The 10,097-nt window shown below is 64.9% G+C and carries 13 protein-coding genes; 9 read left to right on the top strand and 4 right to left on the bottom strand.

Features of this window, described 5'->3' with window-relative positions:
- Positions 1–423: 423 nt before the first annotated feature.
- From ABB29_RS12330 to ABB29_RS12300, 7 genes are all read left to right on the top strand, one after another.
- Complete coding sequence (locus ABB29_RS12330) at positions 424–1,344, top strand: lytic transglycosylase domain-containing protein (RefSeq protein ID WP_057659395.1); 921 nt, start codon at positions 424–426, stop codon at positions 1,342–1,344.
- 175 nt (positions 1,345–1,519) lie between these two features.
- Positions 1,520–2,131: a ubiquinol-cytochrome c reductase iron-sulfur subunit gene (gene petA / locus ABB29_RS12325; protein ID WP_057659393.1), complete on the top strand. Its 612-nt coding sequence runs from the start codon at positions 1,520–1,522 to the stop codon at positions 2,129–2,131.
- A 3-nt stretch (positions 2,132–2,134) separates the two neighbouring features.
- Entirely contained in the window at positions 2,135–3,394 is a 1,260-nt protein-coding gene (locus ABB29_RS12320) for a cytochrome b (RefSeq protein WP_057659391.1), read from the top strand.
- Positions 3,387–4,145, top strand: coding sequence for a cytochrome c1 (locus tag ABB29_RS12315; RefSeq protein ID WP_057659389.1), 759 nt, complete (start codon positions 3,387–3,389; stop codon positions 4,143–4,145). The genes ABB29_RS12320 and ABB29_RS12315 overlap by 8 nt, the downstream gene beginning before the upstream one ends.
- Before the next feature lie 208 nt (positions 4,146–4,353).
- Positions 4,354–4,971, top strand: a complete 618-nt coding sequence (locus ABB29_RS12310; protein ID WP_057659387.1) for a glutathione S-transferase N-terminal domain-containing protein — start codon at positions 4,354–4,356, stop codon at positions 4,969–4,971.
- A 247-nt stretch (positions 4,972–5,218) separates the two neighbouring features.
- Positions 5,219–5,554 carry a hypothetical protein gene (locus ABB29_RS12305; protein WP_057659385.1) on the top strand — a complete coding sequence of 112 codons (336 nt, stop codon included), beginning with the start codon at positions 5,219–5,221 and terminating at the stop codon, positions 5,552–5,554.
- A 121-nt stretch (positions 5,555–5,675) separates the two neighbouring features.
- Positions 5,676–6,173, top strand: a complete 498-nt coding sequence (locus tag ABB29_RS12300; protein ID WP_057659383.1) for a ClpXP protease specificity-enhancing factor — start codon at positions 5,676–5,678, stop codon at positions 6,171–6,173.
- Positions 6,174–6,240: 67 nt separating this feature from the next.
- On the opposite strand, the gene ABB29_RS12295 is transcribed toward ABB29_RS12300, so the two are convergent.
- From ABB29_RS12295 to ABB29_RS12285, 3 genes are read right to left on the bottom strand one after another with little or no spacing between them, the layout of a single operon-like run.
- Positions 6,241–6,585 carry a DUF3301 domain-containing protein gene (locus ABB29_RS12295; protein WP_057659380.1) on the bottom strand — a complete coding sequence of 115 codons (345 nt, stop codon included), beginning with the start codon at positions 6,583–6,585 and terminating at the stop codon, positions 6,241–6,243.
- The gene (nadC, locus tag ABB29_RS12290; RefSeq protein WP_057659379.1) at positions 6,575–7,474 is read right to left on the bottom strand and encodes a carboxylating nicotinate-nucleotide diphosphorylase; all 900 of its coding nucleotides are present in this window, start codon (positions 7,472–7,474) and stop codon (positions 6,575–6,577) included. Before nadC ends, ABB29_RS12295 begins: the two co-directional genes overlap by 11 nt.
- Positions 7,471–7,740, bottom strand: a complete 270-nt coding sequence (locus tag ABB29_RS12285; protein WP_057659377.1) for a Trm112 family protein — start codon at positions 7,738–7,740, stop codon at positions 7,471–7,473. Before ABB29_RS12285 ends, nadC begins: the two co-directional genes overlap by 4 nt.
- Before the next feature lie 57 nt (positions 7,741–7,797).
- On the opposite strand from ABB29_RS12285, the gene purE reads away from it, so the two are divergent.
- Both purE and ABB29_RS12275 read left to right on the top strand, forming a co-directional pair.
- Positions 7,798–8,301: a 5-(carboxyamino)imidazole ribonucleotide mutase gene (gene purE, locus ABB29_RS12280; protein WP_057659375.1), complete on the top strand. Its 504-nt coding sequence runs from the start codon at positions 7,798–7,800 to the stop codon at positions 8,299–8,301.
- The gene (locus ABB29_RS12275; RefSeq protein ID WP_057659373.1) at positions 8,298–9,440 is read left to right on the top strand and encodes a 5-(carboxyamino)imidazole ribonucleotide synthase; all 1,143 of its coding nucleotides are present in this window, start codon (positions 8,298–8,300) and stop codon (positions 9,438–9,440) included. The genes purE and ABB29_RS12275 overlap by 4 nt, the downstream gene beginning before the upstream one ends.
- A gap of 66 nt (positions 9,441–9,506) precedes the next feature.
- Here ABB29_RS12275 and ABB29_RS12270 read toward each other — a convergent pair whose 3' ends face one another.
- Entirely contained in the window at positions 9,507–10,085 is a 579-nt protein-coding gene (locus ABB29_RS12270; RefSeq protein ID WP_057659371.1) for a superoxide dismutase, read from the bottom strand.
- Positions 10,086–10,097: the final 12 nt, after the last annotated feature.

Genomic DNA, 10,097 nt, shown 5'->3' with positions numbered 1-10,097 from the left:
GTCAGTTCCAGTCCCTCGGCGGCGGCCAGCACGTCGGCCATCTTGGCCGAGTCGTAGACGTTCATCTGGCAACCGTGGGTCTGGATGTACAGCTTGCCGCGGGCGGGGACCGGCGCGGAGGGCGCGGCCGAGGGCAGGTCGAGCAGGGTGTTTTCAGTGGTCATGGGCAGGCGGGCCGGGGCTGGCGGTTAATCCAGGCGGTCTTCGAGGACGGGCAGGGCCGCTAGTGTAGAGCGTGTCGCCCCGGTTTTGAGCTCCGCGGGCGGCCGCCGGCGCCGCCAATCCGCGTTTCATCCAGCAAACCGGCCGTTTTGTCAGCTGTTCCCCGGTCGCCGCCGGCCGACCCACTACCAGGACTCCCGCCGTGCCGAGCTCGTCGCGCCCCCCTTGGCAAGCCGCCCGCAAGTTGGGACACTGCGGCGCATGAAGGGGATGTCAAAGCTGGGGATGATGTTGCTGGCGCTGACCGCGTTGCCGGCCAGTGCCGGCACGCTGTACAAGTGCACCGGCGCCGATGGCATTCCCAATTACGTCAGCAAGCGCGTCGGTGGCGCCAGCTGCGAGGTGGTCAGCCGCTATACCCCCGATCCGCGGGCCAGCCGCGTGGCCAGCGTCTCGCAACCGTCGGTGGCGTCGGCCAGCCCGGCGGTGCCTGCAACCAGCGGCGGCGCGGCGATGGGCGCGGTGCAAAGCCCGGCCGAATCCAGCAGCGCCCGGATGATTCCGGTCAGTTCCTCCAGCAGCGGCAGTGGCGGCGGTTCGCGCCGGGTGGTCAGCGGCCAGGTGTATTCCTACATCAAGGATGGTGTGCGTCACTACACCAGCAGCCGGCCCAAGGGCGCCGACGCGGTGGCCAGCGTGCGCACCATCAAGTACAGCTTCATCGAGACCTGCTACGCCTGCGGCAACCCGGGCCTCAATTTCGGCAACGTGCGCCTGAACACCGCCGCCTACCAGACGGAAATCAGTGCCGCCTCACGCGAGTTTGGCGTCGACGAATCGATCATCCGCGCCATCATGCACGCCGAATCCGCCTACAACCCGCTGGCGTTGTCACACGCCGGTGCCCAGGGCCTGATGCAGTTGATGCCGGCCACCGCGGCTCGATTCGGGGTCACCAATGCCTACGATGCCGGCCAGAACATCCGTGGCGGGGTGAAATATCTGTCGTGGCTGCTGAAGCGCTTCAACGGCAATCTGACCCTGGCCGCCGCGGGTTACAACGCTGGTGAGGGCGCGGTTGACCGCCATGGCGGGGTGCCGCCGTACAAGGAAACCCAGCGCTATGTCGAACGCGTGGGCCTGCTGGCGCAACGCTACCGCAGTGCCGGCGGGTCACACTGATAACGGTTGGCGCCTTTGCGAGTTTGCGAACCTCGCAACTACCTGATTCTTCAGGCCATGTTGTCGATTCGTTCATCCATCCGTTACACTTTGCCGTCTTTTGCGGCCCCCGTCGTGGTACAGGCGGTGGCCTTGGCAGCCCTTTAGCTACCTAATTTGTTTTGCGGAGTGCCGGATGGCCAATGATGGGGTCAATGAGCCTGTGAATACGGGCCGACGCCGGTTCCTGACTGCTACCACAGCTGTTGTGGGTGCGGTGGGTGCCGGTTTTGCAGCAGTACCGTTCATCAAGTCGTGGAATCCCAGTGCGAGGGCCAAACTGGCCGGCGCGCCGGTGATTGCCGATCTGACCGGCCTGCAGGAAGGGCAGCGGTTGATCCTGGAATGGCGCGGTCAGCCGATCTGGATCGTCAAGCGCTCCAAGGCGATTCTGGATGCATTGCCGACCCTGGACGATCGCCTGCGCGATCCGCAATCGACCAACAAGGATCAGCAGCCGGCCTACATCACCGGCGAAGCGCGCTCGATCAAGCCGGAAATCTCGGTGCTGGTCGGCCTCTGCACGCATCTGGGCTGTTCGCCCGAGATGGTCGCGGAAATCAAGCCCGAGCCATACGACCCGGAGTGGAAGGGTGGCTACTTCTGCCCCTGCCACAAGTCGCGCTTCGACATGTCCGGACGGGTGTTCCAGGGCGTGCCCGCACCGATCAACCTGCTGGTGCCACCGCACCATTACCAGGACGACAACACCATCGTCATCGGTGTCGACCCGCAGGGAGCCGCATAAGCCATGTCTAACATCATTACCCGTACCGCCAATGGCGTGATGGATTGGGTCAACGCGCGCGCGCCGAACATGATGCCTACGTACCGTAAGCACATGACCGAGTACTACGCGCCGAAGAACTTCAATCTCTGGTACTACTTCGGTTCGCTGGCGATGCTGGTGCTGGTCAACCAGATCCTGACCGGCATCTTCCTGACCATGCACTTCAAGCCCAGTGCCGCCGAAGCGTTCTCTTCGGTCGAGTACATCATGCGCGACGTGGAGTGGGGCTGGCTGATCCGCTACATGCACTCCACCGGTGCCTCGCTGTTCTTCATCGTGGTCTACCTGCACATGTTCCGCGGCCTGATGTACGGCAGCTACCAGAAGCCACGCGAACTGGTCTGGATCCTCGGCATGTTGATTTACCTGGTGCTGATGGCCGAAGCATTCATGGGCTACGTGCTGCCGTGGGGCCAGATGTCGTTCTGGGGCGCCAAGGTGATCATCTCGCTGTTCGGCGCGATTCCGGTGATCGGCAACGGCCTGACCGAATGGATCATGGGCGATTACCTGCCCGGCGACGCCACCCTCAACCGCTTCTTCGCCCTGCACGTCATCGCCTTGCCGCTGGTGTTGTTGCTGCTGGTGGTACTGCACCTGGGCGCGCTGCACGAAGTCGGTTCCAACAATCCCGACGGCGTCGAAATCAAGAAGGGTCCGAAGGGCAACCGCTGGGATCCGAACAAGCCGGCCGATGGCATCCCGTTCCACCCGTACTACACGGTCAAGGATCTGGTCGGTGTCGGCTTCCTGCTGATGATCGGTGCCTTCATCATCTTCTTTGCGCCGGCCTTCGGTGGCTGGTTCCTGGAACACGACAACTTCGTCGAAGCCAACCGCCTGGTCACCCCGGAACACATCAAGCCGGTCTGGTACTACACCCCTTACTACGCCATGTTGCGCGTGGTCCCGGACAAACTGGGCGGGGTGATGGTGATGTTTGGCGCGATCGCAATCCTGTTCCTGGTGCCGTGGCTGGACCGGGCCAAGGTCAAGTCCTACCGCTACCGCGGCCTGCTGTCGAAGGTGCTGCTGGGCGTGTTCGCGCTGGCCTTCGTCTGGCTGGGCAAGATTGGCGCCGGCCCGGGTACCGACATCGTCGAGACCTATATCGGCCGTGGCCTGACCGTGTTCTATTTCCTCTTCTTCCTCACCATGCCGCTGTGGACCAAGCTAGACAAGACCAAGCCGGTGCCGGAACGGGTGACGACGCATGACTAACAACATCACCTCCCGCACGTTCTTCAAGCGCGCAGCGATCTTCTTCGGCGGCATGCTGCTGTCGATGTCGGTCGCCGCTGCCGAGGGCGGCAGCACCCTGCATGCCGGCAACGACCTGGGCGACAAGGCCTCGTTGCAGCGCGGCGCTCAGATCTACATGAACTACTGCTCCGGCTGCCACTCGCTGAAATACCTGCGCTATTCGCGCATGGCCGAGGATCTGGGCCTGACCGAAGACGAGGTCATGAACAACCTCAACCTGTCCGGCGCCAAGTTCGGCGAGCACGTCGAAGTGGCAATGCCGCACGACCCGGCGACCAAGTGGTTCGGCAAGATGCCGCCGGATCTGAGCCTGATTGCACGTTCGCGCGGCAGCGACTGGATCTACACCTACCTGAAGTCGTTCTACCTGGACGAAAGCCGGCCGCTGGGCTGGAACAACAAGCTGTTCCCGAATGCCTCCATGCCTAACCCGTTGTGGCAACTGCAGGGCCTGCAGCACGCCGAGTTCAGCGCGCCGGACGAGATTGGCGAACGCCATGTCGAGGCGTTGAAGGTCACCCAGCCGGGTCGTCTGGACGCAGCGCAGTTCGATCAGGTCGTCCGTGACGTGACCAACTTCCTCGAATACGCCGGCGAGCCGGCCGCGCTCAAGCGCAACAGCCTGGGCGTGTGGGTGCTGCTGTTCCTGGCCGCGCTGACGTTCCTGGCCTACCTGCTGAAGCAGGAATACTGGAAGGACGTGCACTGACAAGCTGGTGCACTGACGTTGTATTCACCTCCGGGGCAACCCGGAGGGTCGGGCCGGGTGGCACGCAGCCGTGCCATCCAGCCACTTGGCTTTTCCGACTGGGAATTGCACACTCGACTACCGTGATGACCGTCAGCAAGGGGCTGCCGGCATCGGCGCGATCGGCGGATTCCGGTCGTCTGATGGCCTGAGGGCTGCGAGTGCATCTATGCGCAATACACTGACACTGTTTTCTTCCACCGATGACGTGCTGTGCCACCGCGTACGCCTGGTTCTGGCGGCCAAAGGGGTCAGTTACGACTTCGTTCCGGTCGACTCGCAGAATCCGCCGGAAGATCTGATTGATCTCAATCCGTACCATTCGGTGCCGACGCTGGTCGAGCGCGAGCTGGTGCTGTATGCCGCCTCGGTGGTCAGCGAATACCTGGACGAACGCTATCCGCATCCGCCGCTGATGCCGGTCGATCCGCTGTCGCGGGCGCGGTTGCGGCTGGCGATGCTGCGTCTGGAGCACGACTGGGTGCCGCAGGTGCAGGCCATCCAGCTGGGCAACAAGGCCCAGGCCGATGCCGGCCGCAAACGCCTGCGCGAGCTGCTGACCGCTTCGGTGCCGTTGTTCAAGGCCAGCAAGTTCTTCCTCAATCCGGAAATGAGCCTGGCCGATTGCGCGATGGCACCGATCATCTGGCGCCTGCAGGCGCTGGACGTGGCCCTGCCGAAGGACGGCAAGGCGATCGAGGATTATGGCAACCGCATCTTCCGCCACCCGGGATTTGCCCGCAGCCTGACCGACAGCGAAAAGAAGCTGCGCGAACTGCCGGTCTGAACCCGGCTGCGGCCCGCCGGCTGCGCCTGGTCGAGCCGCCCATCGCAGCTTGAGGCAGCCAGCTGGCTGGTCGCCGCACAAGCCGGTCCACGGGGCCGGCTTTTTAGTGCCTGGGCGCCAGCGGAGAGGCACTGCAGCGCCAGCCGCTGTGGCCGGTTTTGGCTTTGCCTGCCATGGCGGGCGTATCCTAGCCGGGTGTCCGTATCGCGGACGCGGCTGTTCCCCTGTCGCCAAAGGAGGAATCACGATGAAAGCACTGCCCCTGAAATCCCTGCTGCCTGGACTGCTGCTGGTGGCGTTCGCCGGCCACGCCAGTGCCGGTGTTCTGGATCCCGAATGCACCCCGGAAAAAGCCGCCAAGAGCGCCGCGGCCAAGGCCACGGTCGGCGTGGGCGGACGTTGTGACGCCAAGGAGGCGGCCAAGGACAGCATGGGGCTGGACGACAAGAAGGACGCGTTGGCGGGTGACAAGGACGACCGCGATGGCGTGCTTTCCCGCGACCAGGATGACGCCGATGACCACGACAAGGACGTGTTGCAGGACACGACCAGGAAAGCCGCCGGCAAGGTCATCAAGCCTTGAACGATTGACCGCACCGCCGCCGCGCCGTGGCTGCCGGTCGCGGCGGCACGATGCGTGCGTTGGGCCAGGCTCACCTGCTTCGTGCGACACTGCTACCCACAATCCCGACCCTTCGAGTGCCATGACCGACCACGTTCCCGCCATGACCAGTTACCGCCCCTATCTTTTGCGGGCCCTGGCGGAATGGATAGCTGACAACGACATGACCCCACACCTGCTGGTGGATGCGACCCAGCCCGGCGTGCAGGTACCGGCCAGCACGGTCAAGGAAGGCAAAGTGGTGTTGAACATCGCCCAGCGCGCGGTGCAGGGGCTGCATATCGACAACCACAGCGTCAGCTTTTCGGCTCGATTCGGCGGGGTCAGTTTTCCGGTAATGGTGCCGATGTCGGCGGTGGTGGCGATCTATTCGCGTGAAACCGGGCAGGGCATGGCGCTGCCGGAAGACACCGCCCACACCGCCGATCCGCAGGAACCCTCGGATCAGGAGACCTCGGCCGAGGACAGCGGCAACCCGTACGTGCTGGTGTCCGACAACAGCGGCGATGGCGACGACGACACACCGTCGCCGCCGACACCTTCGACCGGCAAGCGGCCGCATCTGCGCGTGGTCAAGTAACGGTACCGGCTGTTATCAGCCTGCATCCCTTGATGCAGCGCTTTCTCGAATCGCCGCCACTCGCGCGCTACGACAGCGGTGTGCGCGGCGGGAACTCGCTGACCGAAGGCCGCACCGGACCGATGAACGACACCAGCCGCCGGCCGCGTAGCACCAGTCGGCCAATATGGCGGTCGATGCCGTCGTGCGAGTACTCGAAACGGAAGCTGCGTTCGAAGCCGAGCTTGCCGTCATCGCCACGTCGCACGCGGATGCCATGTGCATGCACGGTCTGGTCAAGCCAGATCACGCCAGCCGCATCGCAGGCGTTGCGGCCCAGGCGCTCGGCATGCTCGGCGGCATCGCGCGCTGCGTTCCAGTAAAAGAACAGCGCGCCACCGGCGATCATCACCAGGATGATTTCAGGTCCCATCCGGGCGCGCCTGTGTAGCGGCCATAGCCGGCGGTGGTCCCAGTTTCATCGACAGATCAATCGCGCGCACATGCTTGGTCAGGCCGCCGATGGAAATGCAATCGACGCCGTCCAGGGCGATGCCGCGGACACTGTCCAGATCCACGCTGCCGGAAACTTCCAGCGGAATCCGCCCGGCGGTGATGCGCACCGCTTCGCGCCGGGTCGCCGGGTCGAAGTCGTCGATCAGGATGCGGTCGCAGCCGCAGTCGATGGCTTCGCGCAGCTGCGCCAGCGTTTCCACTTCCACAATCAGCGGCAACTGCGGATGCAGCTGCCGTGCGGCGAGGGTGGCAGCACTCAGCGAACCGGCGGCACGGATATGGTTTTCCTTCAGCATCACCGCGTCGTACAGGCCGATGCGGTGGTTGTGGCCACCGCCGCAGCGGACCGCGTACTTCTGCGCGATGCGCAGGCCGGGCAGGGTCTTGCGGGTATCGAGGATGCGCGCGGCGGTGCCGTGCACGGCCTCGACGTAGGCAGCGGTGGTGGTCGCCGTCGCCGACAGGGTCTGGATGAAATTGAGCGCGGTGCGCTCGGCGGTGACCAGGGACCGTGAATGCCCCTGCAGGGTCGCCAGTACGGTACCGGCGGCCACCCGCTGACCTTCCTCGACCCGCCAGTCGATCCGCACCGACGGGTCCAGCAGCCGATGGCAGGCGTCGAACCACGGCCGTCCGGCGATTACCGCGTCCTGTTTGCACAACAGATAGGCGACGTCTGCAGTGTCCGGCAGCAATGCGGCGGTGACGTCGCCGCTGCCGACATCCTCGGCCAGGGCGCGGCGCACATCGGCCAGCACCAGTTCCGGGTCGACCGCGGGCGCGGCCTGCACGTCCGGGCGGCTCATTTGGCCGGGAAATCAGCGATTTGCGCGGTCGCGATGGCTTCCTCGGCCAGCAACACCGGGATCCCGTCCTCGACCCGGTACACGCGCTTGCGGTCCTGGGTCACCAGCGCCTGGCGCAGTGGCGTGGTCTGCGCGGTTTCGTCGGCGCGCCGCACGCCGCCGCCGGCAATGGCCTGGTTGAGCGAATCGATGCCGCGCGCATCCAGCAGTGACAGCGGCTGGCGGGTGGTGGGGCAGCAGAGGATATCCAGCAGTTTGCGATCCATGGTTCCAACGTCGTTCTGGCAGAAGGGTAGAATACGTCTTTGCGACCGAGGACGGCCATGACCGCCAATTCATCCAGCCCCGTGGTGGGCATCGTGATGGGTTCCCGCTCTGACTGGGAGACCATGCAACACGCCGCGCAGAAGCTCGATGCGCTGGGCGTGCCCTACGAAGTCAAAGTGGTGTCGGCCCACCGCACTCCCGATGTGCTGTTTTCCTATGCCGACCAGGCTGCGGCGCGCGGTCTGCGGGCGATCATCGCCGGTGCCGGTGGCGCTGCCCACCTGCCTGGCATGCTGGCGGCCAAGACCGCGGTGCCGGTGCTCGGGGTGCCGGTGCAGTCGAAGGCACTGAACGGGATGGATTCGCTGCTGTCGATCGTGCAGATGCCGGCCGGCATCCCGGTCGCCACGTTCGCCATCGGCAATGCCGGTGCCGCCAATGCCGCCTTGTTCAGCGCGGCACTTCTGGCCGTGGAATATCCGGCCATCGGCGCCGCCCTGGCTGGCTTCCGGGCCAAGCAGACCGACGACGTCATGGCCAGCGACGATCCGCGCCAATGACCACGGTAGGCATTCTCGGAGGCGGGCAACTGGCCCGCATGCTTTCATTGTCCGGTGCGCCGCTGGGGCTGCGCTTCCTGACCATGGATACCGTCGCCGACGCCTGCGCCGGCCAGTTCGCGCCGTTGCTGGTGGGTGACTATCGGGACGAAGCTGCGCTGGCCGATTTCGCCGGGCGCGTCGATGTCGCCACGTTCGACTTCGAAAACGTGCCGGCCGAAAGCGCCGAGTGGCTGGCCGCACGGGTACCGGTGTTCCCCAATCCGCGGGCGCTGGCGATTGCCCAGGACCGCCTGGCTGAAAAAACCTTGTTCCGCGAGCTGGGCATTCCGGTGCCGGCCTTCGCCGCGCTGTCTTCGCGGGAGGAACTGGACGCGGCGCTGCAGGAAGTCGGTATTCCCGCCATTCTCAAGACCCGGCGCCTGGGGTACGACGGCAAGGGCCAGTTCCGGATCAAGAGCGCGGCCGATGTCGATGCGGCGTGGCAGGCGCTGGGGCCGCAGGCGCAGACTGTCGGCCTGATACTGGAAGCGTTCGTGCCGTTCGAACGTGAACTGTCGGTGGTCGCGATACGCGCCCGCGACGGTGAGTTCCGGACCTGGCCGTTGACCGAGAACTGGCATGTCGACGGGGTGCTGTCGGCCAGTCTGGCGCCGGCCACGGCATCACCAGCGGTCGAGCAGGCCGCAATCGAATATGCCCGCCTGCTGGCCGAGAAGACCGGCTACGTCGGGGTGTTCGCGCTGGAGCTGTTCTGCCGCGACGGCGAGCTGCTGGCCAACGAGATGGCACCACGCGTGCACAACTCGGGGCACTGGACCATTGAAGGGGCGGAGACCTCGCAGTTCGAAAACCACCTGCGGGCGGTACTGGGATTGCCGTTGGGCGATACCGGCATGATCGGCCACGCCTGCATGTTGAACTGGATTGGCCACATGCCGGAGGCAACGGCGGTGTTGGGCCAGCCCGGCGGTCACTGGCACGACTATGGCAAGCAGGGCCGTGAAGGCCGCAAGGTTGGCCATGCCACCCTGCGTGCCGACGCTCCGGCCACGCTGGCCGAAGGGCTGCGCAAGGTCGGCGCACAGCTCGACCGGCAGGCGCAGGTGGCCCCGGTCATCGCCCGACTCGGCGGCTGAGCCTGGCCAACGCTGCAAAAAAAAACGGCCGGATGATCCGGCCGTTTGTTCTGCTGTTTGCTGGACTCAGCGCAGGTTGCTGGCGACGAAGTCCCAGTTGACCAGCGCCCAGAATGATTCGACGTACTTCGGACGCGCATTGCGGTAGTCGATGTAGTACGCGTGTTCCCACACGTCCACGGTCAGCAGCGGAGTATCGTCACCGACCAGCGGGTTGACCGCGTTGGAGGTGCTGGCCAGGGCCACCGAACCATCGGCGCGCTGCACCAGCCAGCCCCAGCCGGAACCGAAAGTGGTCACTGCGTTCTTGCTGAACTCTTCCTTGAACTTGGCGAAATCGCCAAACGCCTGGTTGATCAGCTCGGCCAGCTTGCCGGTCGGCTCGCCGCCGCCGCTGGGCTTGAGGCAGTTCCAGTAGAAGGTGTGGTTCCAGACCTGGGCGGCATTGTTGAACACGCCACCCTGCGATTTGCGGATGATCTCTTCCAGCGGCATGTCGGCATATTCGGTGCCTTCGATCATCTTGTTCAGATTGTCCACGTAGGCCTTGTGATGCTTGCCGTAGTGGAAATCGATGGTCTCGCCGGAGATGTGCGGTTCCAGGGCGGTACGGTCGTACGGAAGGGGGGGCAGTTCAATGGCCATGGCTTGGATCCT

The sequence above is a fragment of the Pseudoxanthomonas dokdonensis genome (assembly GCF_001431405.1).
Taxonomy (GTDB): Bacteria; Pseudomonadota; Gammaproteobacteria; order Xanthomonadales; family Xanthomonadaceae; genus Pseudoxanthomonas_A; species Pseudoxanthomonas_A dokdonensis.
This window is presented reverse-complemented; position numbering and strand designations above follow the sequence as displayed.

Bases quoted from the DNA above. Each gene is read 5' to 3' on its own strand.
- ABB29_RS12330 (WP_057659395.1), top strand. From the start codon at position 424: ATGAAGGGGATGTCAAAGCTGGGGATGATGTTGCTGGCGCTGACCGCG.
- petA (WP_057659393.1), top strand. From the start codon at position 1,520: ATGGCCAATGATGGGGTCAATGAGCCTGTGAATACGGGCCGACGCCGG.
- ABB29_RS12275 (WP_057659373.1), top strand. From the start codon at position 8,298: ATGACCACGGTAGGCATTCTCGGAGGCGGGCAACTGGCCCGCATGCTT.
- ABB29_RS12315 (WP_057659389.1), top strand. From the start codon at position 3,387: ATGACTAACAACATCACCTCCCGCACGTTCTTCAAGCGCGCAGCGATC.
- ABB29_RS12320 (WP_057659391.1), top strand. From the start codon at position 2,135: ATGTCTAACATCATTACCCGTACCGCCAATGGCGTGATGGATTGGGTC.
- ABB29_RS12300 (WP_057659383.1), top strand. From the start codon at position 5,676: ATGACCGACCACGTTCCCGCCATGACCAGTTACCGCCCCTATCTTTTG.
- purE (WP_057659375.1), top strand. From the start codon at position 7,798: ATGACCGCCAATTCATCCAGCCCCGTGGTGGGCATCGTGATGGGTTCC.
- nadC (WP_057659379.1), bottom strand. From the start codon at position 7,474: ATGAGCCGCCCGGACGTGCAGGCCGCGCCCGCGGTCGACCCGGAACTG.
- ABB29_RS12295 (WP_057659380.1), bottom strand. From the start codon at position 6,585: ATGGGACCTGAAATCATCCTGGTGATGATCGCCGGTGGCGCGCTGTTC.
- ABB29_RS12285 (WP_057659377.1), bottom strand. From the start codon at position 7,740: ATGGATCGCAAACTGCTGGATATCCTCTGCTGCCCCACCACCCGCCAG.
- ABB29_RS12305 (WP_057659385.1), top strand. From the start codon at position 5,219: ATGAAAGCACTGCCCCTGAAATCCCTGCTGCCTGGACTGCTGCTGGTG.
- ABB29_RS12270 (WP_057659371.1), bottom strand. From the start codon at position 10,085: ATGGCCATTGAACTGCCCCCCCTTCCGTACGACCGTACCGCCCTGGAA.
- ABB29_RS12310 (WP_057659387.1), top strand. From the start codon at position 4,354: ATGCGCAATACACTGACACTGTTTTCTTCCACCGATGACGTGCTGTGC.